This is a genomic window from Cupriavidus malaysiensis, from assembly GCF_001854325.1.
Lineage (GTDB): Bacteria > Pseudomonadota > Gammaproteobacteria > Burkholderiales > Burkholderiaceae > Cupriavidus > Cupriavidus malaysiensis.
In genome coordinates, this window is sequence record NZ_CP017755.1 from 3,098,835 (window position 1) to 3,120,367 (window position 21,533).

Sequence of the window (21,533 nt, forward strand, 5' to 3'; positions counted from 1 at the left end):
CTGTGCCGTCATGCATCCGTCATGCACCCGTCGTGGTTCCTGCGCAGACTCTAGCACGCCGCCACCGGCGCGGTGCCCGCCCGCGGCGACTGGTGCTATCGTTGCGGCGGCGCACGGCACCGCCCCCCGGTGCCGCCCGCCTGTCCCGCCCAAGGAGCCTCTACATGTCGTCTTTCCGGATCCCGCTGCTCGCCTGCGCCGCGCTGCTGTGGCTGGGCCCCGCGCACGCCGCCGAGCAGGCCGCGGCGCCGCTGCAGCCGGTACCGGCACTCGCGGTCGAGCGCTATCTCGGCACCTGGTATGAGATCGCCAGGTATCCGAACCCCTTCCAGCGCGAGTGCATCGGCCACGCCACCGCGACCTACGCGCTGGCCGCCGGCGGCAAGCTCGCCATCACCAACCGCTGCAGCAACCGCAGCGGTGGCACCAGCGAAGCCGACGGCGTGGCGCGCCAGGTCGGCGGCGCCGCCTCGGCGCGCCTGCAGGTCCGCTTCGCGCCGGCATGGCTGGGCTTCCTGCCCTTCGTCTGGGGCGACTACTGGGTGATCGACCTCGACCCCGACTACACGCTGGCCGCCGTCAGCGAACCGAAACGCCAGTACCTGTGGATCCTGTCGCGCACCCCGCACGTGGACTCGGCGCGGCTGCAGGCCCTGGTGGAACGGCTGGCCGCCCAGGGCTTCGATATCGACGGTCTGGAGTCCACGCCGCAGGACTGAGCCGGCACCCCACGCCGCCACCACGACTCAACCACTACGCCGCCACCCCCGCCTGGCGGAAGCGGCCCGGATTGGCCCCCGCCACCTTGCGCATCAGGCGCCGCAACGCCGTCGCATCCTGGTAGCCGACCGCCTCGGCCACCTGCTCCACCGTCATCCGGCTGCCCTCCAGCAACGCCCTGGCGCGCCGCAGCCTGACGCTCTGCACCAGCGCCAGCGTGCTCTTGCCGGTGGCCTTCTGCACATGGCGCGCCAGCGTGCGCTCGGACATGCAGAAGGCCCGCGCCAGTTCCGCCACCGATGGCGGCGCCGGCAGCGCCGCCTCGACCCTGGCCGCCAGGCGCGCCACCAGGTCGTTGCCGCTGGCCATCGCCTCCGGCACGATGAAGGGCGCCTGTGCCTGGCGGCCGTCGACCAGCAGCATGCGCGCGACCTGCTCGGCCAGCGCGCTGCCGCAGCGCTCGCGCAGCAGGTGCAGCATCAGGTCGGTCTGGGCGAAGGCCGCGCCGGCGGTGGTCACCGGGCCGTCGGCGCACACCATGCGGTCGGCATCGACGCGGCACGCCGGCGCCATCGCCTGCAGCAGCGGCGCCAGCCACCACGAGGTGGTGGCGCGCCGCCCCTGCAGCAGGCCGGCATCGCGCAGCAGGAACACCGCCGAGCAGGCGGCGGCCACGGTGCCGCCGGCCGCGGCGTGGCGCGCCAGCGCGGCCGCCACCGCACCCGCCTCGGCGCTGGCCAGGCGCGCCCGCAGCGCCGCCGGCGTGGCCAGCCCGAGCCCGGGCAGCACCCACAGCGAGCGGTCCCGGCCCGCGCGCGCCGGCAGCCGCGCGGTCTGCACCGACAGCCCGCCCTGCAGCCGCACCGGCCCGCCGGCGAGCGAGCACAGGCGCCAGCGCGGCGCGGCCACGCCCGCCCGGGGTGCCAGCGCCGCGGCCGCCGCCAGCATGTCCTGCGTCACCGCGACGCTGCTGGCATAGGCCCCTTCGAGGATCACGACGGTGAAATCGTGCATGTCGGATTTCGCTTGAAACGAGTCATTTCAGACGCTGCCATTCTGCCCCTGCGAACGCTCCAATACAAGCAGCGCGCCAGCCGGCGCGCCCATGCCATCCACCAGGAGACAGACCGATGGAAACGCCCCAAGACCCGCAGGCCGACGATCCGCTCGACGACTTCGAACCGCGCCGCATCACGCTGGACGGCGTGAGCAAGGTCGTGCACGTGACCGGCAGTGGCCCCGCCGTGATCGTGATGACCGAGATGCCGGGCATCAGCCCGCAGGTGGCGCGCTTCAGCCGCTGGGTGCGCGCGGCCGGCTTCACCGTCTACATGCCCTCGCTGTTCGGGCGCGACGGCGCGCTGCCGCAGGTCGAGGAGGGCATCGCCACCTTCCGCCGGGCCTGCGTCAGCGCCGAGTTCCGCGCCCTGGCGGGCGGCGCGCCGAGCCCGGCCATGCAGTGGCTGCGCGCGCTGGCGCGGCTGGCGCACGCGCAATGCGGCGGCCCCGGGGTCGGCGCCATCGGCATGTGCTTCACCGGGAATTTCGCCTTGTCGATGATGCTGGAGCCGGCCATGCTGGCGCCGGTGATGTGCCAGCCCTCGCTGCCGCTCGACGACCCGGCCGGCACCGGCATGGCGCCGGACGAACTGGCGGCGGTGCGGGAGCGCCTGGAGCGCGAGGACCTGACCGTGCTGGCCTACCGCTTCGACGGCGACCGCCACTGCCGGGCCCAGCGCTTCGCCGCCTTCCGCGAGGCGCTGGGCGAGCGCTTCGTCGCGCGCGTGCTGCCGGACAGCGCCGCCCATCCGGCCCCGCCGCCTTTCTTCGCCCAGGTGGTAGGCAGCCCGCACAGCGTGGTGACCGCCCACCTGATCGACGAAGCGGGACAGCCGACGCTGCGCGCGCGCGACGAGATCCTGTCGTTCTTCGCACGCCGCCTCGGCGGCTGAGCCGGCGGTGGCGCCCCGGACCCGCCAGCGCTCAGGGCACCGCCGCGGCCTGCCCGGTCGGCCCCGGCAGCTGCGCAAGGAAATCGAGGAAAGCCGCGATGCGGCGCGAGCCGCGCTGGCTGGGCAGGTAAAGCGCAGTGATGGCGGAGGTGGCCTGGTTCGGATTGACCGTCCAGTCCGCGAACAGCGTGCTGAGCCGCCCGGCCTCGATGTCGCCGTCCACCATCCAGTCCGGCAGCAGGGCGATGCCGCTGCCGGCCAGGGCGAGTTCGTGCAGCACCTCGGCATTGTTGCTGCGCGAGCGCCCGCCGACCGGCACCTGGATGGCCTCGTCGCCGCGCCCGAAGGTCCACACCTGCTGGCTGGCCCCATAGCTGAAGCGCAGGCACTCGCGACCGGCGTCGGCCAGGTCGGCGGGCGCCGCCGGGATGCCATAGCGCGCCAGGTAGGCCGGACTCGCCACCACGCGCCGGCGGAACACGCCGATCTCGCGCGCGACCACGTCGTCGTAGGAGGCCGCGCTGCCCAGGCGGATCGACACGTCGATACGCTCGCGCAGCAGGTCGACGATCTCATCGGTCATGGTCACCTCCAGTTCGAGCTGGGGGTAGCGCGCCATGAACCCGGCCAGGAAGGGCGCGATGCAACGCCGGCCGAAGGCCACCGGCAGCGAAACGCGCAACTGCCCCACCGGGGCATCGCCGCGGTCGGCGACCAGCGCGTCGGCCTCGGCCACCGCCTCCAGGATGCCGCGCGCACGCTGGTAGTAGGCCGCGCCGGCCTCGGACAGCGTGACCTGGCGCGTCGAACGGTTGAGCAGCACCGCGCCGAGTTCCGCCTCCAGTCCGTCGAGCGTGCGGGTGACGGAGGAGGTGGCCACCTCCAGGCGCCGTGCCGCCGCGGAAAAGCCGCGCGCGTCCACGGTTTCGACGAACATCTTCAGGGCCAGCAGTTTGTCCATGTGCGGTAAGGGGAGGAAAGAAATGCCACCAGGCAGGCGCCTCAGCGGCGGCCGACCAGGGACTGCACGCCCTGCGCGCCATAGCGCTCGGCATGCGGCTGGCCGGCCGCGAGGTGGAACACGTCGCCGGCACGGTACAGCCGCTCCTCGCCGGCGGCAAGGAGTTCGATCTCGCCCGACAGGATCAGCGCCTTGGCCTCGAAGGAGTGGCTGTGCTCTGCCAGCGCGCCGGCCTCGCGCGTGACCAGCACGAATTCGCTGTAGCCCTCCTGCGTCAGGGCCTGGACAAAGGCTTCACGTTCCATGGCGATGTCCTCGGACAATGGCGGCGCGCCATCATGGGCGACAGTCTGACAGGTTTCCCTGACCGGTGTCTCAGCCACGTCCTAGGCAAGCTGCTTGTGGAAAAAGGTGGTGCCGCACAAGCTGCCGTCCGGCATCAGCGCGTAGTTCGGCACCGTGCCGACACGCAGCCAGCCGGCGCGCTCGTAGAGCCGCTCGGCATCGCCGCCGGTGACGGTATCGAGCACCAGCACCGACTTGCCGGCCGCGCGGGCCGCCGCGTCGAGCGCCGCCATCAGGCGCCGGGCCACGCCGCGGCGCCGCGCCCGGCGGCACACCAGCATCTTCGCCACGTCAGCGCGGTGGGGCTGGTTCTCCGGCTGCGCGGTGATCAGCTGCACGGTGCCGAGGATCTCGCCCTGCGCGTCCTCGGCCACCAGCAGGATGCGCTCGCCACGCGCCACGCCCTGCGCCACGCCTTGCCAGAAGGCCTGCGCGGTGGCGCGGGAGAGCGGCAGCATGAAGCTGACCGAGGCGCCACCTTCGACGCAATCGATCAGCACGTCGGCCAGCGCGCCGGCGCGGCCGGCTGCCTCCTCGGCGCCGAGCCGGCGCAGGACGATGGATTCCATGGCGGGTTCCCTGGTGGTGTCCATAGTGGGGTCCATAGTGGGTCCGTGGTGGATGCGCAGGCATGGCCGGGGCGATGTGTTGGCGCCGGGTTCTCGCCGGCGCGCCCTCAGCGGCCGCGCGGATCGTGGAAGGGTTGCTTGCTCAGCGCCACCAGGTAGCGTGCCGCCCTGCGCCCGGGATTGTGGAAAACGATGGGACGGTCCAGCCGCATCGCCAGGCAGTCGCCCGCCTCGAGCCGCCACGGCGCGTCGCCGACCCGCAACTCCATCACCCCTTCCAGCATCCAGAGCTGCTGGTGCAGATCGCTGTCACGCATGCCGGTGTCGTAGGCCACGCGCTGCCCCGGCGGGAACTGCACCTCGACCAGCTGGATCGGCGAAGGCACGGCAGGCGACAGGTTGCGCCGCACATAGCCGGATTCCGGGTCGGTCCAGAGCGCCTGTTCGCGCGAGCGGGACAGCGGCGACGGCTCGGCCGCCCCATCGTCCGGCGCCAGCTCGAACAACGACGCCAGCGCAACGCCGAGCGCCGTGGCCAGCCGCTCCAGCACCACGGCGGTGGGGCTGCTGGCGCCGCGCTCGATCAGCGAGATGGTGGAGCGGCTTACCTTGCTGCGCTCGGCGAGCGCCTCCAGCGACCAGCCCTGCGCATCGCGCAGCGCGCGTACGCGGGACGCGATGGTGGCATTGATATCCATGATTTCCAGTTTATTGGAATAATTATCCAGTAAACTAGATGAACTGCCGCTCCGCTGTCAAGATGCCGGGCTCCGTCCGCCCCATGCCATGCCTGCCCGCGCGCGCAGGACGGGGCCGGCGGGATCGCGGGCGGGCGTGGCGCTACCATGGTACGCCAGCGCCACGCCCGCCTGGCCGCGTGCCATGGCCACGACAGGCAGCGGCAGGCAGCGGCAGGCAAGAGTTGCCTTCGACGCGTCCTCACCCACACGGACCCTCATGCCCATCGACATCTCCACCGACCGGGATCGCCTCGACATCCCGATGATCCATGACTTCCTGTCGAACCGCTCGACCTGGGCGCGCGGCATCGACCTGGACACCGTGCAACGGTCCATCCGCCACGCGCTGTGCTTCGGCGCCTACGACACCGCCACGGGCCGGCAGGTCGGCTTCGCCCGCGTCATCACCGACCAGGCCACCTTCGCCTACCTGGTCGACGTATTCGTGCTCGAAACCCACCGCGGCCAGGGCGTGTCGCGCCGGCTGATGGAGGCCGTGATGGCCTGCCCGGCGCTGGCGCGGCTGCGCCGCTTCACCCTGGTCACGTCGACCGCGGCGGGGCTCTACGCCCGCTTCGGCTTCACGCCGCTGCACGCGCCCCAGGCGCATATGGAGATCCTGCGGCCGGACGTGTACCGCCAGGGCTGAGCCAGGCGTTCAGGGCCAGGCGCGGCAGATCCCCTGCGGCAGGCCGGCCACGGGTGCCCGGAACGCGAACAGGCCGCCGGCCAGCGGCTGCCGCTGCAGGGCCTCGGCGCCAAGTCCCTTGCGCGCGGTGGTGACGTAGACGGTCCGGAGGTCGTCTCCGCCGAAGGCCAGCTTGGTGACCTGGTCGCAAGGCAGGCGCACGGTGCCGGCCAGGCGGCCATCGGCGGACCAGCGCTCGATCCGCGCCCCGCCGAAGATGGCGATCCACAGGCAGCCATCGGCATCGACCGCCATGCCGTCCGGATACCCCTCGCCGCAAGGCCGGGCAAATACCCGCCTGCGCGACAGGGCGCCATCCGGCCCGACATCGAAGGCATAGACCTGGCGCGCAACGGTGTCGCCGTGGTACAGCGTGCGCCCGTCGGGGCTCATGGCGGGGCCGTTGGTGATGACATAGCCCTGGTCGCGGCACATCAGCCTGGCGTCGTCGCCGAGCTGGTAGAGGGACCCGCTCGCGGCCGACTCGCCATCGTCCATGGTGCCGAACCAGAGCCGCCCGGCGGGATCGACGAAACCGTCGTTGATGCGGTTCCCCGGCAGCTCCGGCTCGACTTCCAGCAGCTTGCGGCACGAGCCGTCGGCCGGATCGAAGCGGTAGAGCCCATGCTGCATGCCGCACAGGAACGAGCCGTCGGCGAACGGCAGCAGAAAGCCCGGCCGGCCGGCGAGCGGCCAGGTCGTGGTGGCGCCCGTCGCCACGGCCAGGCGATGGATGCTGCCGCCCAGGATGTCGACGAAGTAGAGCGCGCCGGACTCACGGTGCCAGACCGGGCCCTCGCCGAGGCCGGCAGCGAGCGGCCACAGGCAGGTGGGATGGATGCCGTTCATAGGCCGAATGTCCCTGCGTCGACGAAGTACTCCCGTCCCGAGCAGCAGCCGGCATCGTCCGACGCCAGGAACAGCGCCATGGCCGCCACATGCCGCGGTTCGATGCGCACCGGCAGGCACTGGCCCTGCATCAGCCGCGCCTCGCTCTCCGGCGTCTGCCACAGCTGCATCTGGCGCGGCGTGCGCACCGCGCCGGGGACGATGCAGTTGACGCGGATGCCATCACGGCCGAGGTCGCGCGCCAGCCCGCGCGTCAGGCCCTCGATGCCGGCCTTCGCCGTCATGTAGGCGGCAAGGTCCGGCACGGCCACATGCCAGGAAGCCGATCCCATATTGAGGATGACGCCGGCCTGCGCCGTGCGCATGCTGGCCGCCGCCAGCTGGGCGCAGAAGAACTGGTGGCGCAGGTTGACGGCCATGCAGTCCTCCCAGACGGCGGGCGTGATGGCCTCGACCCGATGCCGGTCGTCCCGGCCGGCGTTGTTGACCAGCACGCCGATCGGCGCGCCGTCGCGCGCGATGCGGGCGAAAACCGCCGCGGTGGCGTCCAGGTCGCGCAGGTCGCAGACGTGGCAGGTGATAGGCAGGCCCTCGGCGGCCAGTGCCTGCCGCAGGCGCGCGGTGTCCGCCTCGCTGATATCGATGCAGTGGACGCGCGCGCCCTGCTGCGCGAAGGCGCTCACCATTTCCGCCCCGATGCCGCTGCCGCCGCCCGTGACGACGACGGTCTTGTCCCGCAGGCCGGGGTAAATCGCATAAGACATCCGACTCTCCACTCTCTCCATGTTTTTCAGGCTCTCCATGCATCGATGCGGCGCAAGCGCAGGCCGGACGCCCGGGGGCATCCGGCGCACCGGCGCACCGCGCACCGGCGATCCGCCGGCACGCCTCAGTCCTGCCCGGGCGCCGACGTCTTGCCGTCGACGTAGTCGATGCGCGCCGGCGCATAGCCGATGCGCATCGCATTGACGTGCAGGATCTCGCCCGGCTTCAGCGCGATGACTTCGTTGTCGTAGACGGTCCATGCCTGCGGCACCGGCCGCATGTCGCCGACCTTGGCGAAGCCCTTGCCGAGCATCTCGCCGGCGAGGCGCTCGTAGTCCCAGCTCTGCACCACATGCCGGGGCGGAACCTGCGCGGCGCCCGGGCGTTCGATCCAGTAGCCGATGGATGCCCCCGGCGTGGCGCAGGCGATCCGCACGCCGCCGCCCGCCTCGGCCACCTCGCGGACCTCTGGCAGCGCGGTGGCGGGCGGCTTGTCGCCGCCCAGCCACATCTGCTTGAGCATGTCGCGCTCGGGAATGCCGCCCATGTCGCCATAGCGGGCCGTCCAGTCATGGAAGGCTTGCCGCAGTTCCTCCAGCTTGGCCCGGTAGCGCGGATCGTCCGCCAGGTTGTGCAGTTCCCACGGATCGCGCTCGGCGTCGTAGAGCTCTTCCACCGGCTTGGGCCCGAACCACGCCGCGGTGGCGGCCGGCAGCGTGCCGTCCGCCTTGCGCTGCAGGATGTCGCGCATCATGGGCAGCATCAGGCGGAACTTGAGGTCCTGGTAGTAGGGCCGCTCCGGCATGTAGTTGTAGAGATAGCGGTAACGTCCGTCGCGCACCATCCGCACCCGGTCGTACTCGGTATCCATGCGGTCGCGCGCGGCGAACACGTAGCGGCGCGCCACCTTGGCCCGCTGCGCGCCGAGGAAGGCCTGGCCCTGCATATAGGCCGGGACCGGCACGCCGGCGAGAGAGAGCACCGTGGGCGCGAGATCGACCCCGCTGACCAGCTCGCGGGCGCGCGTGCCGGCGTGCGCGCCGCCGGGAAAGCGCACGATGAGCGGCACATGCGTGCCGCGCTCCAGGATCTCGCGCTTCATCCACGGCAGGTTGCCGCCGTTGTCGGAGAAGAAAAAGATGATGGTGTTGTCGTACAGGCCATCTTCCTTGAGCATCCGGATCAACTCGCCGACCTGGTCGTCCATCATCCGGATATTCGTGTACATGCGGGCGATGTCGCCCCGCACCGCAGGCGAGTCCGGAAAGATCGGCGGCACGGCGACCTGGGCGGGATCCACGCGCAGCGGATCCTTGCGCAGTGCCACCATGGACTCGTGGGTCAGGAAGAAGTTGAAGATGGAGAAGAACGGCTTTCCAGCCGGGCGGTTGCGGAAGGAGGCGGCGGGGCCGTTCTCGTCCCACACCGTGACCGGCGCTTCGAACTGGTAGTCCTGCTTCTGATTGTTGGAGGTGTAGTAGCCCGCCTTGCGCAGGTACTCGGGGAAGGCCTTGACCTGCTCGGGCAGCACCACGGAATAGGTCGCCGGTATGCCGTCCGGCTTCGGCGCCATGGCGCGCCCGGGAATCTGGATTTCACCGGGGCCCGTGCGCATGTGCTGCGCGCCCACCGAGGTCGGGTACATGCCGGTGATCAGGGCGGCGCGCGCGGGCGCGCACACCCCCGCGGCCTGGTAGGCGTGGGTGTACAGCACGCCCTCCCTGGCGAGCCGGTCGATGTTCGGCGTCATCGCTTCCCGGTCGCCGTAGGCGCCGAGGAAAGTGGTGATGTCTTCCACCGTGATCCACACAATGTTCGGCCGGGCCGGCTGCGGGCCTGGCTGCGCAGGCAGCGTGCCGGCATGCGCGGCGGGCAGCAGCATGCTGCCCAGGGCCAGGACCAGGCGCAGGACGCCCTGGTGCGTTCGTTTCGGTAAGGGCATAGCGCCTCCTCGAGATTGAGACGGTGCGGCGGGCGGGGCCCTGCCGCGTTGATGCGGGGGTTGATGCGGGGACTGATGCGGGCTCAGGGCATCGCGGCGGCCAGCACGGCGGGCGCTGCGGGCGCGCTGGCCGACCGCGCCGGATGCCAGGCCTGCTGGTCCATCACCAGCCGGAAGCCCAGGTGCGACATGCTGCTGTACGGGTCGGTCCCGCGCCGGGCACTCGGGCGATAGCTCAGGCAATAGTCCTGGTTGCACAGGAAGGAGCCGCCGCGGATCACCCGCCGGGGCGCGTGCTCGGGCACGCCGGGCTCGGAAGGATCCCAGCTGTCGCCGGGGCCGTGCGGATCGACCGCGGCCGCAGCGTCCGCCGCGGCCCGCGCGAACTGGTCGGCGCGGTACCAGTCGGCCACCCATTGCCAGGCGTTCCCCGTCATGTCGTAGAGTCCATAGCCGTTGGCGGGGAACGTGCCGGCGGCGCTGGTGCCGGCGGCGCCGCCGGCCTTGGGACTGATCACGGGAAAGGGCTGCGCCTGCTGCCCTTGCCAGACGTTGGCCATCTGCCTGCCGTCCGGGGCGAAGCTGTCGCCCCAGGCGTAGGTCGCCTGCTCCAGGCCTCCGCGCGCCGCGAACTCCCATTCCGCCTCGGTCGGCAAGCGCTTGCCCGCCCACCTGGCATAGGCCTCGGCGTCCTCATAGGACACCTGCACGACGGGGTGGTCGCCCTTGCCCTCGATCGAGCTGCCCGGTCCCTGCGGATGGCGCCAGTCCGCGCCTGGCACGTAGCGCCACCAGCGCGAGTAGTCCTGCAGCGGCACCGGGTGCTCCGTGCCGACGAAGACGAGGCCGCCGGGCACCAGCGCGCCGGTGGGCGGAGGCGGCGTGCCCGGCGGCAGCTGTACCTTGATCGTGTCCCAGTCCGGTGTCCTCTGCGCGGTGGTGACATAGCCGGTGGCCGCCACGAAGGCACTGAACTCGTCGTTGGTCACGTGGTGCCGGTCCATCCAGAATCCGTGCACGCGCACCGTGTGCGCCGGACGCTCGTTGTCCTGCGCGAGCGGGCTGTCGCTGCCCATGCGGTAGGCGCCGCCGGGTACCCAGGCCATCCCGCGCGGGCCATGGACGCCATCGCCGAGGATGACCTGGGGCGCGGCCCCGGCCGCGGCGGGCGCCGCCGTGCCGGCTCGCGTGGCGAACATGGCGGCGGCCGCGCCGGCCGCTGCCAAGACGATGGCGGCGCCGATCCATCGCGCCGGGCGTAGCTGCCTGGAGAACATAACGTTGCGGTTTCCGTGTTGCATGATGTCTATCCTCGCGGCGCCCGGCCTGCCGCGTCAATCGAGCCGATCGAACCGATCGAGCCCGCCGCGCGAGCGATGGCCCGCATACCATGTCCTTCCCCGCCCATTTCAATGATTCAGTGGACTAGAACTTGTGGCGGATACCCATGGCCGCGCCGATCTGGCTGTTGCTGCCCGGCGTCAGGTAAGCGCCGTTGGCAAAGCTGATTGCCGCCGAATCGAAGTTCAGGCCGGAGTTCTTCACATAAGCGACCGTCAGATAGACGTCGGTGCGCTTGGAGAAGGCGTAGTCCGCAATCAGGTTCACCTGCCACGGGTTGACCGGATTGAGCGCCGGCTGCACCGCGTTCGTGCGCAGGATCTTCTGATTGTCGTAGTAGTACGCAAGGCTCAGCGACAGCGCCGAAGTCAGGTCGTGGTTGACACCGACCCACCAGAAATCGTCGCGCAGCAGCGTGTTGCCGCCCGCGTCCTTGTTCTGGCCCCAGCGGTAGCCTGCCACGAACTTCGTGCGCGGCAGGTAGTAGGCGAAGGCCAGCGCCGCCTTCTTCACCGTGCCGGGACTGCCGGCCGTTGCGGCGGGGTTCCACTGGTCATAGCTGGCCGTCACGCCGAAGCGGTTGTCCAGGTACATCGCGCCCGCGCCGTAGGCGGTGTTGTCCCTGGCGTGGCCCGGCGTCTCGCCCGCGCCCTGCCCCGCGAGCGGCGTCAGCCCGAAGGCCGGTGTGCCGACGCCGAAGCTGTAGTGGGCCTTGACCGTCACCGGCCCCTTGACCGCCTGGTAGCTGATCACGTTGTCCTGCCCGTAGGTCGTGCCCAGCAGCGCAACGATCGGCTCGAACAGCAGGGCATACTTGCTCGGCGAGAAGTTGCCCAGCATGGTGAACATGGTCGTGTCCTGCCGGCCGAGCGCGATCTGGCCGAGACGGTCGCTCTGCAGGCCGACATAGGCCTTGCGCCCGAACAGGCGCCCGCCCTGCAGCGACTGGCCGGTGTCGGCACCGAAGCCGCTCTCGAGCACGAACAGCCCCTGCAGGCCGCCCCCGAGATCTTCGACGCCGCGCAGGCCCCAGCGCGACCCCGACAGCCCGCCGTTGGTCTCCATGCCGAACTTGTTCCCGCCCGGCTTCGATGTCACGGCGCCGGTGACCGGGTTGATCGTCGGTGCGCTGCCGGCCAGGTGATTGATGTATTCGATCGGCACGTCGATCACACCGTACAGGGTCACGCCGGACTGCGCGTGCGCGACGCCGGCGGCCGATGCCAGCAAGGCCGCGCCGGCCAGGGACTTGGGCCACTTGCGCGATGCGGGCGATGCGGGCGATGCGGGCGATGCGATCGACTTCGTGGACTGGGGAAACCTGATGATCGTCTTCTGCATGATTCTCCTCCTCTTGCTTTGTTCTGGTATGTGCGGGCCCGGCGTGGCGGCGGCGCGCAGGGCGCGGCACCGCCGCCATGGGACTCAACGGCCGAAGGTCCGCTCCTCGAGCTCGGCATCGCCATGCAGGACGAGCTCCCCGGCGGAGCGCCCGAGCGCGAGGCGGTAGCGGCCGGCGTCGATGCGCCAGTGCGCCTCGGCGGCCTGGAAGCGCGCGAGCAGGCGCGCATCGGCGCGCACGCTGACGCGCGCGGACTCCCCCGGACGGAGGAAGACGCGCTGGAAGCCGAGCAAGCGCATGCGCACGTCGCCGGCCGCTTCCGTCAGGTACAGCTGAGGCACGTCCGCACCCTCGTGCGCCCCGGTGTTGGTCACCGTGAAGGTCGCCGTGACGGTCTCGCCGGCATCGATGCGCAGGTCGGCGTAGGCGAACCGGGTGTAGCTCAGTCCATGGCCGAAGGCGAACAGCGCCTGCCTGTCCGTGCGGGCGAACCAGCGGTACCCGACCTCGGCGCCCTCGTGGTAGTGCACGCGGATGGGCGTGCCCAGTTCGACGTCGGCACCCGGCAGGCGCGGATGGGGGGTCTGCTCGACGCTGGCCGGGAACGTGACCGGCAGGCGCCCGGACGGGTTGACGTCGCCCGCCAGCACCTCGGTCATGGCCTGCGCTCCCGCCTGCCCCGGATACCAGGCCTGCACGATGGCCCTTACCTTGGCGTGCCACGGCATCGCCACCGGATTGCCGGTCTGCAGCACGACGATGACGTTGTCATGGACGCTCGCGAGCGCGTCGATCAGGGCGTCCTGCCCGAACGGCAGGGTCATGTCCGGGCTGTCGAAGCGCTCACCCTCGTGCCGGATCGCGTGCACGATGACGGTGTCGCAACGCCTGGCCAGCGCCACCGCCTCGGCGATATGCGCGCCGCTGTCGTAGGACACGGCCGCTTCCGGGAAGCGCTGGCGCAGCGCCGCCAGTGGCGACGGCCCGAACAGCCGCATGGTGGTGGGCCCCAGCAAGGGATGGCTGCGTGCGGGGATCTGCGCCGCATAACCGGCGGGCGGCATGACCTGGCTCGAGCCGTCGCCGGACAGCACGCCGGCCTGGGCATAGCCGCCGATCACGGCGATCCTGCCCTTGCCCGGCGCCAGCGGCAGCGCCTCCCGCTCGTTCTTCAGCAGCACGATGCCCTGGCGCGCCGCTTCCAGCGCCACGCCGTGATGCGCGGCGAAGTCGACCGGCCCGCAGGGGCGTTCCTGGTCGATGCCCACCGCATAGTAGGAGCGCAGCATGCGCCGGACCATCTCGCTGATGCGCGCCTTGGGCACCTTGCCATCCTCGTACGCTTGCCGCAGCGGCCCGTTGAACCATTCCTGCGCATCGAGCTGCGCGCCGGAATGCTGGTCGAGCCCGTTCAGGGCGAACTCCCAGCCGTACACGGCCAGCCAGTCCGACATCACCCAGCCCTTGAAGCCCATCGCGTCCTTGAGCGTCTCCTGCAGGAGGGCGCGGTTGCCGCAGGCATAGGCGCCGTTGACGAGGTTGTACGCCCCCATCAAGGCACCCGGCTCGCTTTGCTCGATGGCGATCTGGAAGGCCAGCAGGTCGCTCTCGCGATGCGCGGCCGGATCGATGACGGCATCCAGGAAGAACTTGTTGGTTTCGCTGGCGTTGAGCGAGACGTGCTTGAGCACCGCGAGCACGCCTTCCTCCTGCGTGCCGCGGACCATGCCGGCCCCCACCAGGCCGGACAGCAGGGGATCTTCGGAGACGTATTCGAAGTTCCTGCCGTTGCGCACCTCGCGCACCAGGTTGATGCCGCCGCCCAGCGCCACGTTGAAGCCGCGCGCGCGCGCCTCCTTGCCGATCACGCAGCCGATGGTCCGCGCCAGCGCCGGATTGAAGCTCGCGCCCAGCGCGAGACCGGCGGGAAAGGCGGTGGCACCGTCGCCCTGGCCGCCGGTGTGGCGCAGCCCCAGGCTCGCATCCGCCATCTTCAGGGACGGGATGCCGAGGCGAGGCACGCCGCTGGTGTAGCCCGCGATGACGGGCAGTTCCGCCGGCACGCGCGGCTCCCTCTCGGTGCGGCCGAAGACCCGCACCATCAGGCTGTACAGCAGCGAGAAGCGTTCGTCGTCGGTCATGCGCGACTCGGTCTCGCTGGCACGCAGGTCGGGATCGGCGCGGGAGGAGCAGGAAGCCGCGGCAGGCGGGGACGACGGCATGGCTTCCCTGCCGGGAGGATGAAGTTCGGGCATCGGGTGGTTCCGGGTTGGAATGGCTGCGCCAAGGGCGCGAGAGTCCGAGCGCGCGGCGGGGACCGCGCGGTCAACGAAGAAACGGAGGTTCAGGGGAAGCTCGCGGCGATCAGGGCGCGGCGCCGGCAGCGGCCCGGCGCCGCCCCAGTTCGTGCAGCAGATCCCGATGCATGCCCGGCGTCACCGGGTAGAAGTAGGCGAACACCATGCCCACCACGAGCAGCGCCATCGGCCCCTGCCACAGCATGGCCCAGATGCCGTCGAGGGTCGCCGGCGCCTGGGCCTGGTTGGCGGCGAAGCCGAGCGCGCCGAGCAGGTGGCCGACGCCGCCGACGGCGATGGCGAGCGCGCCCTTCTGCGCGAAGGCGATCACGCCGAAGATCGTGCCTTCGCCGCGGATGCCGGTGCGCCACTCCCCGTACTCCACGGTGTCGGGGATCATGGCCCACGACGCCAGCAGGGTGGCGGCGCTGGCGAAGCCGATCACGCCCAGCAGCAGCAGCAAGGCGGGCACACCCGGCGTGCCGAGCGCGCCGAGCACGGCATAGGCGCCGATGGCAAGCCCGCCGCCGGCCAGGGCCACCAATCGCTTCGACGTGCGCCGCATCAGCCATGCCCACAGCGGCACGGCGATGAAGACCTGGAGTGCGACCACGCCGAGCGCGGTGCCGATCAGGTCTTCCCGGTGCAGGGCGTACTTCAGCACATAGGGCAGTGTCTTGGACAGGAAGGTACCGGCGGCCATGAGCGCGACCGACATGCCGCAGACCAGCAGGAAGGCGCGGTTGCGCAGCACCACCGCCAGGGCGTCGCGCACGGAGAGGGTGTGCGCATCGGCTTGCACGCGCTCCTCGGTGGAAAGGAAGGTCAGCAGGAAGACCGGCAGCGACACCACCGCGTACAGGGTCATCACCGCCAGGAAGCCCTGCTTCTCGTCGCCCGCGCCGAACCCATGCACCAGCTTCAGTGTCAGCAGCGCCACCAGCAGGCCGGCGCTGCTGGCGCAGACCATGCGGGCGGCGGCCAGGCCGCCGCGCTCCTGGCTGCTGCGCGTCAGCGTCGCCATCAGCGAGTTATAGGGCATCGACAGGACGGTGTAGGCGGTGCGGAACAGCATGTGCGTGCCCAGCACCAAGGCGAGCAGGCGATCGCCGGTGGCCGCGCTCGGATAGAACATCGCGATGAAACTGAGCGCGAGCGGGATGCAGCCGAACAGCAGGTAAGGCCGATAGCGGCCCCAGCGGGTGCGCGTGCGGTTGGCGAGGAAGCCTGCCACCGGATCGCACAGCGCGTCCCACAGCATGGCGGCGCCGAAGATCCACCCCGCCGTGGCCGCGGACAGCCCGACGACGTCCGTGTAGTAGTACAGGAGGTACAGGGTGGTCGCCTGCCAGTACAGGTTGAAGGCGAAATCGCCGATGCCGAAGCCGAGCTTCGTGCGCAGCGTGAGCCTGTCGCCGCCGGCCGGCACGGCGGCCGGGGCCTCCGGCCGGGCCGGCGACGTTACCGAGTCGAGATTTGCAGCCATCGTTCCACGCCCCTCGCCCGCAAGCGATCCCGGCGAGCAGCGTTTCCCCCTGGAAACCGCTGCGCCATCCGCCGTAAAATTATCCACTCGGATAATTTATCAATGGCGCTCCGGAAGCGTCAAGCGAGCGCGGCTCAGTACAATCCCTGAAACGACGCCGTGCGGCGCCACGCGATACGCTCCAGGCCGCGGCGCAGATCGCCTGGACGATCGCGCCATCCGGCGTGAACCCCTGAGGAATCTGTAGATGCGCACTGCCAGGCAGGCACAACAGGAACGAAGTGAACAGACGCGAGCCCAGATACTCGGCATCGCCCTGGAGCAGTTCTCGACACGTGGTTTCGATGCAGTCAGCCTGCGCGAGATCGCGGAGATGGCCGGCGTCAACCACGCCATGATCCGCTACTACTTCGGCGACAAGGAAAGCCTCTGGCGCGAGAGCGTCACCTACCTGTTCGAGCGCTTCGCGCAGGAACTGGAGCCGCCCCGGCCCGGTCCGCAGGGCTACGCCCTGGAGGCGGTGCAGGAGTACATCCGCAACTATGTGCGGTATTGCGCGCGCCATCCCGAGCACGCGCGCCTGATGATGCAGGAGGCCAATCGCGACTCCGAGCGCTTGCAGTGGATGGCGCAGGCCTTCATCCGCCCGCGCCACGACCTGACCGTGCCGCTGATCGAGGTCGTCAGCCGGCAGACCGGCGGACTCGCGCGGATCGATCCGGTGATGCTGCTGTACATGGTGACCGCCATCGCCCAGGTTCCCTACCTGCTCACCGCCGAAATGAAATATGCGCACGGCATCGACGCCTTGCGCGAGAAGACCATCGAGGCGCATTGCGAGGCCGTGCTGGCCTTCATCTTCCGCTGAAGGCCGGCGCGGGCCGGCGCGGGCTCAGGCGCGGCTGCCCGCCGCCGGCGCCGCCGGGGAGGCGCCGGCATCGATACCCAGCGCGGCGATCTTCTTGTACAGCGTGGCGCGCCCGATGCCGAGCGCACGGGCGGCTTCCGCCACGCGGCCGCCGGCGGCGCGCAGCGCCTCGGCCAGCAATTGCCGCTCGAAGGCTTGCATCGCCGCCTCGTAGCGCAGCGGCGCGGCCTCGGCGGGCGGCGCCGGTTCGTCCTCCATGGCGGCTTGCGGCAACACCTCGCTGCCGCGCCCGTCGCCGACGAAGCGCGCCAGCGCGCGCGCGTCGATGCGCTCGCTGTCGGACAGCATCACGGCACGCTCCAGCGTATTGCGCAGCTCGCGCACATTGCCCGGCCAGCGATAGGCGCACAGCAGCCGCAACGCGGCCTCGTCCAGTTCCAGGTGACCGGCCTCGCGCTGGGTGGCGAGCTTGTCGAGGATGGCATAGGACAGCGCCTCGATATCGCCCGGACGCTCGCGCAGGGGCGGCACTTGGATGGTCAGCACGTTGAGGCGGTAGTACAGGTCGGCGCGGAACCTGCCCTGTGCCACCAGCGCCGGCAGGTCGGCCGAGGTGGCGGCGATGATGCGCGCATCGGCGCGCACGATGCGGTTCGAACCCAGCGGCTCGAACTCCTTGTCCTGCAGCACGCGCAGCAGCTTGCCCTGCAGCGGCAGCGGCATGTCGCCGATCTCGTCGAGGAAGAGCGTGCCGCCGTGCGCCAGCTCGAACTTGCCGACCCGCCCCTTGCGGTCGGCGCCGGTATAGGCGCCGGCGGCCGCGCCGAAGAACTCCACTTCGAGCAGCGCATCGGGGATGGCGGCGACGTTGACGGTGACCAGCGGCTGGTCGGCGCGCGCCGAGGCGCCGTGGATCGCATGCGCCAGCAGTTCCTTGCCGGTGCCGGTCTCGCCCAGCAGCAGCACCGGCGAGTCGAGCTGCGCGGCGCGCCGGGCCAGGCGCTTGGTCTCCAGGCTGGCGGCGCTGGTACCGACGAAGCTGGAGAAGGTGTACTTGGCGCGGCGCGCCTGCGCCAGCGACTGCCGCGTGGCGATCAGTTCGGCCTGCAGGCGCGAGTACTGGCTGAACAGCGGCGTCAGCGCACGCAGTTCGTCGAACAGAGCGAAGCCGACCGCGCCGATGGTCTGGCCCTGACCGTCCTTGATCGGCAGGCGCGTGACCACCAGCGGATCGCGGCCGCTCTCCAGGATGTCGAGCAGGATGGGCTCGCCGCTGGTCACGACCTCGCGCATCAGGCTGTTGGGGATGACCGCCTCGCAGTCGCGGCCGATGGCGTCGCGCGGGTCGGTAAAGCCGAAGCGTGCGGCGTAGAGCCGGTTGATCCAGACGATGCGCGCGTCGCGGTCGACCACCACGGTGCCCTCGCTGGAACGGTCGAGCGTGTCGAACAGCGTCTGCATGGCCAGCTTCCTGACGTGGCCGTAGTCGGCCAGCAGCGTGCCGCTGTCACCGCCGGGGTCGATGCCGATGCTGCCGTCGGCGCCGCTGGCGGCGTCGTTGCGCGGAAGATCCATTGTTTTGTCTCGAAGGGGGTCGCGTATCGCTGGCGACCTCGAATTCTCTGGTTGGAGACAATGCGGTCTCGATAGCGAGACAGCATTGCAGCCCTGTCATGCGGGAGACATGGCGGGCTCTTAGGCTTCATCGCGTGCTTCGCGGCGGGGCCCCGCCGCGCGGCGTGGCTGCGGGTGCGCCGGTGGACGTCTCCATTTGGAGACAAATTGTACCTGCCGCCGGCCCGCGCCCCGCGCGCGCGGCCGCCGGCAGGCGCCGAGACACCGCCCCGATGCCTGCCAGGCCGCGCCAGGCAAGGCTTTGCGGGCAAGTGGCACGCTTCGTGCGATGCCACGCCGCCGCACGGCGCGACGTACGCCGCGTGCCATCCCTTCCCCCGACAACGTGTCCGCACGGACCATCCGATTGGAGACAAGATGTCCTTCATCATCGTGATCGCCGCCCTGGCGTTCCTGATGCTGGTCGCCTACCGCGGCTATAGCGTGATCCTGTTCGCCCCCGTCGCCGCCCTCGGCGCCGTCCTGCTGATCGACCCTGGCGCCGTGGCGCCGGTGTTCTCCGGCATCTTCATGGAGAAGCTGGTCGGCTTCGTCAAGCTGTACTTCCCGGTGTTCCTGCTGGGCGCGGTGTTCGGCAAGGTGATCGAACTGTCCGGCTTCTCCGAGTCGATCGTCGCCGCGGCGATCAAGTACATCGGCCGTTCGCGCGCCAACGCGGTCATCGTGGCCGTGTGCGCGCTGCTGACCTATGGCGGCGTGTCGCTGTTCGTGGTGGTGTTCGCGGTCTATCCCTTCGCCGCGGAACTGTACCGGCAGAGCAATATCCCCAAGCGGCTGATGCCGGGCGCGATCGCCCTCGGCGCCTTCAGCTTCACCATGGATTCGCTGCCGGGCACGCCGCAGATCCAGAACATCATCCCCACCACCTTCTTCAAGACCACCGCCTGGGCGGCGCCCCTGCTGGGCACCATCGGCGCGGCCTTCATCGTGGTGGTCGGCCTGTCCTACCTGGAATGGCGCCGCCGCGCGGCGGCCGCGCGCGGCGAAGGCTATGGCGATTCGCTGCTGAATGAACCGGAGCGGGTCGATTCGACCGACCTGCCCAATCCGGTGCTGGCGATCGCTCCGCTGATCCTGGTCGGCGTGGCCAACTTCGCGCTGACCAAGCTGATCCCGCAGTGGTACGGCGACCAGTACACGGTGGATCCGTCGATACTGCCGGGCGTGCACGCTCCGCTGAACGTGTCGATCAAGGGCGTGGTGGCGATCTGGGCCGTCGAGGGCGCGCTGCTGCTCGGCATCCTGCTGGTGATGCTGACCGCCTTCGGCCGCGTGCGCGACCGCTTCGCCAACGGCACCAAGACCGCCGTCTCCGGCGCCCTGCTGGCCACGCTGAACACCGCGTCCGAATACGGCTTCGGCGGTGTCATCGCGGCGCTGCCGGGCTTCCTGGTGGTCGGTGACGCATTGAAGAGCATCCCGAACCCGCTGGTCAACGCCGCCGTCTCCGTCTCGACCCTGGCCGGCATCACCGGCTCGGCGTCGGGCGGCATGAGCATCGCGCTGGCCGCGATGTCGGACACCTTCATCAAGACCGCGCAGGAAATGCAGATTCCGCTGGAGGTCCTGCACCGCGTGGTCGCCATGGCCAGCGGCGGCATGGATACGCTGCCGCACAACGGTGCGGTCATCACCCTGCTGGCGGTGACCGGCCTGTCGCACCGCGAGTCCTATCGCGACATCTTCGCGGTCACGCTGATCAAGACGCTCGCCGTGTTCTTCGTCATCGCCACCTTCTATGTGACCGGCCTGGTCTGATCACGCACAGGATCCCCACCCTCATGACTACCTCCCCCTCTTCCGCCCCGCTCGCGGGCAAGACCGCCCTCGTCACCGGCTCCACCAGCGGCATCGGCCTCGGCATCGCCAAGGCGCTGGCGCAGGCCGGCGCCAACCTCGTGCTGAACGGCTTCGGCGACGCCGCCGGCGCACTGGCGCAGATCGAGGCGCTTGGCGTGCGCGCCGCGCACCACGGCGCCGACATGAGCCGCCCCGCCGAGATCGAGGCCATGCTGGCCTTCGCGGCGCAACGCTTCGGCGCCGTCGACATCCTCGTCAACAACGCCGGCATCCAGTTCGTCGCCCCCATCGAGGACTTCCCCGCCGAGCGCTGGGACGCCGTCATCGCCATCAACCTGAGCGCCACCTTCCACGCCATGCGCGCCGCGCTGCCGGCGATGCGCCAGCGCGGCTGGGGCCGCGTGATCAACATCGCCTCGGTGCACGGCGTGATCGCTTCGGCCGGCAAGTCCGCCTACGTGGCGGCCAAGCACGGCGTGATCGGCCTGACCAAGGTGGCCGCGCTGGAAACCGCGCGCACCGGCATCACCGTCAACGCGATCTGCCCCGGCTGGGTGCTGACGCCGCTGGTGCAGCAGCAGATCGACGCCCTCGCCGCGCGCGAGGGCCTGACAGTGGAAGCAGCCTCGGTGAAGCTGCTGGGCGAGAAGCAGCCTTCGGCGCAGTTCGTCACGCCCGCGCAGATCGGCGCGCTGGCGGTGTTCCTGTGCTCCGACGCCGCCAGCGAGATGCGCGGCGCGGAACTGAAGATCGACGGCGGCTGGACCGCGCAGTAAGGCAGGCGGCTGCAGCAGGCGGGCGCGCGCCGCGCGCTCCCTGCCTGCCGCGCACGCCACCCGGCAGGCGCATGCGCTCGGTGCAGTTGATGTAGCCCTCGATGCACACCGGCGCTTCCCCCCGCGCTTGCGCGACCTGATCCTCTCTCCCCGCCCGCCGGGCGCACACTGCGCCCGCGCAGGCATCCTCGGCGCACCTCGCCTCCCTCCCCGAGTGCATGAAAAAAACGGCGCCCCCGACCCGGGGGCGCCGTAAAGCGGTGCGGGGAAGCACTTACGCTATGCCGGCCAGGCCGGCACCCGTGCAATAACGGCCGGCACCGGGCCGCATTGAGCGCCGAGGCGGCGCCACAGGCCCGCCTGCGGCACGATGTCGCAGTCTGCCGCCACACGAATGCGGCGAGAACGCCGCAATCGCGGCACCGCTTGCCGGAAATTGCCACGGCACCCCGCATCC

The 21,533-nt window shown here is 70.6% G+C and carries 19 protein-coding genes; 6 read left to right on the plus strand and 13 right to left on the minus strand.

Annotated features, from left to right (window positions below; all coding sequences use genetic code 11):
* The first annotated feature begins 164 nt into the window (after nt 1-164).
* Nucleotides 165-719 carry a lipocalin family protein gene (locus BKK80_RS33175; RefSeq protein ID WP_071018033.1) on the plus strand — a complete coding sequence of 185 codons (555 nt, stop codon included), beginning with the start codon at nt 165-167 and terminating at the stop codon, nt 717-719.
* Nucleotides 720-753: 34 nt separating this feature from the next.
* Here BKK80_RS33175 and BKK80_RS33180 read toward each other — a convergent pair whose 3' ends face one another.
* Nucleotides 754-1,734 (minus strand): GlxA family transcriptional regulator, encoded by a 981-nt coding sequence (locus tag BKK80_RS33180; RefSeq protein WP_071018031.1) that lies wholly within the window; start codon nt 1,732-1,734, stop codon nt 754-756.
* A 116-nt stretch (nt 1,735-1,850) separates the two neighbouring features.
* Between BKK80_RS33180 and BKK80_RS33185 the strand changes: the two genes are divergently transcribed.
* Complete coding sequence (locus BKK80_RS33185) at nt 1,851-2,672, plus strand: dienelactone hydrolase family protein (RefSeq protein WP_071072917.1); 822 nt, start codon at nt 1,851-1,853, stop codon at nt 2,670-2,672.
* A 31-nt stretch (nt 2,673-2,703) separates the two neighbouring features.
* On the opposite strand, the gene BKK80_RS33190 is transcribed toward BKK80_RS33185, so the two are convergent.
* The 4 genes from BKK80_RS33190 to BKK80_RS33205 form a co-directional block, all read right to left on the minus strand.
* Entirely contained in the window at nt 2,704-3,633 is a 930-nt protein-coding gene (locus BKK80_RS33190) for a LysR family transcriptional regulator (protein ID WP_071018027.1), read from the minus strand.
* 41 nt (nt 3,634-3,674) lie between these two features.
* The gene (locus BKK80_RS33195) at nt 3,675-3,938 is read right to left on the minus strand and encodes a cupin domain-containing protein (protein ID WP_071073515.1); all 264 of its coding nucleotides are present in this window, start codon (nt 3,936-3,938) and stop codon (nt 3,675-3,677) included.
* 81 nt (nt 3,939-4,019) lie between these two features.
* Entirely contained in the window at nt 4,020-4,547 is a 528-nt protein-coding gene (locus tag BKK80_RS33200; RefSeq protein ID WP_071072920.1) for a GNAT family N-acetyltransferase, read from the minus strand.
* 107 nt (nt 4,548-4,654) lie between these two features.
* Complete coding sequence (locus BKK80_RS33205; RefSeq protein WP_071072922.1) at nt 4,655-5,245, minus strand: helix-turn-helix domain-containing protein; 591 nt, start codon at nt 5,243-5,245, stop codon at nt 4,655-4,657.
* A gap of 259 nt (nt 5,246-5,504) precedes the next feature.
* Here BKK80_RS33205 and BKK80_RS33210 point away from each other — a divergent pair, with 259 nt between their 5' ends.
* Entirely contained in the window at nt 5,505-5,936 is a 432-nt protein-coding gene (locus tag BKK80_RS33210; protein ID WP_071039075.1) for a GNAT family N-acetyltransferase, read from the plus strand.
* Nucleotides 5,937-5,945: 9 nt separating this feature from the next.
* On the opposite strand, the gene BKK80_RS33215 is transcribed toward BKK80_RS33210, so the two are convergent.
* The 7 genes from BKK80_RS33215 to BKK80_RS33245 all read right to left on the minus strand — a co-directional run bounded on the left by BKK80_RS33215 (nt 5,946) and on the right by BKK80_RS33245 (nt 15,997).
* A complete protein-coding gene (locus BKK80_RS33215; RefSeq protein ID WP_071039076.1) occupies nt 5,946-6,824 on the minus strand; it encodes an SMP-30/gluconolactonase/LRE family protein in 879 nt (292 codons plus the stop codon).
* Complete coding sequence (locus BKK80_RS33220) at nt 6,821-7,588, minus strand: SDR family NAD(P)-dependent oxidoreductase (protein WP_071018020.1); 768 nt, start codon at nt 7,586-7,588, stop codon at nt 6,821-6,823. The genes BKK80_RS33215 and BKK80_RS33220 overlap by 4 nt, the downstream gene beginning before the upstream one ends.
* A gap of 125 nt (nt 7,589-7,713) precedes the next feature.
* A complete protein-coding gene (locus BKK80_RS33225; RefSeq protein WP_084545854.1) occupies nt 7,714-9,531 on the minus strand; it encodes a sulfatase family protein in 1,818 nt (605 codons plus the stop codon).
* Nucleotides 9,532-9,614: 83 nt separating this feature from the next.
* A complete protein-coding gene (locus BKK80_RS33230) occupies nt 9,615-10,832 on the minus strand; it encodes a formylglycine-generating enzyme family protein (RefSeq protein ID WP_418235907.1) in 1,218 nt (405 codons plus the stop codon).
* A 124-nt stretch (nt 10,833-10,956) separates the two neighbouring features.
* On the minus strand, nt 10,957-12,213 hold the full coding sequence (locus tag BKK80_RS33235; RefSeq protein ID WP_084545855.1) for a porin: 1,257 nt from the start codon (nt 12,211-12,213) through the stop codon (nt 10,957-10,959).
* A gap of 84 nt (nt 12,214-12,297) precedes the next feature.
* Complete coding sequence (locus BKK80_RS33240; protein WP_205683732.1) at nt 12,298-14,469, minus strand: beta-glucosidase family protein; 2,172 nt, start codon at nt 14,467-14,469, stop codon at nt 12,298-12,300.
* Between the two features lie 109 nt (nt 14,470-14,578).
* Complete coding sequence (locus BKK80_RS33245) at nt 14,579-15,997, minus strand: MFS transporter (protein ID WP_084545856.1); 1,419 nt, start codon at nt 15,995-15,997, stop codon at nt 14,579-14,581.
* 247 nt (nt 15,998-16,244) lie between these two features.
* On the opposite strand from BKK80_RS33245, the gene BKK80_RS33250 reads away from it, so the two are divergent.
* A complete protein-coding gene (locus tag BKK80_RS33250; RefSeq protein WP_071018014.1) occupies nt 16,245-16,865 on the plus strand; it encodes a TetR/AcrR family transcriptional regulator in 621 nt (206 codons plus the stop codon).
* A gap of 24 nt (nt 16,866-16,889) precedes the next feature.
* On the opposite strand, the gene BKK80_RS33255 is transcribed toward BKK80_RS33250, so the two are convergent.
* The gene (locus BKK80_RS33255; RefSeq protein WP_071073524.1) at nt 16,890-18,326 is read right to left on the minus strand and encodes a sigma-54 interaction domain-containing protein; all 1,437 of its coding nucleotides are present in this window, start codon (nt 18,324-18,326) and stop codon (nt 16,890-16,892) included.
* A gap of 531 nt (nt 18,327-18,857) precedes the next feature.
* Between BKK80_RS33255 and BKK80_RS33260 the strand changes: the two genes are divergently transcribed.
* Together BKK80_RS33260 and BKK80_RS33265 are read left to right on the plus strand one after the other, a co-directional pair.
* On the plus strand, nt 18,858-20,258 hold the full coding sequence (locus BKK80_RS33260; protein ID WP_071018012.1) for a GntP family permease: 1,401 nt from the start codon (nt 18,858-18,860) through the stop codon (nt 20,256-20,258).
* A 23-nt stretch (nt 20,259-20,281) separates the two neighbouring features.
* Nucleotides 20,282-21,076, plus strand: a complete 795-nt coding sequence (locus BKK80_RS33265) for a 3-hydroxybutyrate dehydrogenase (RefSeq protein ID WP_071018011.1) — start codon at nt 20,282-20,284, stop codon at nt 21,074-21,076.
* The last annotated feature ends 457 nt before the right edge of the window (nt 21,077-21,533 follow it).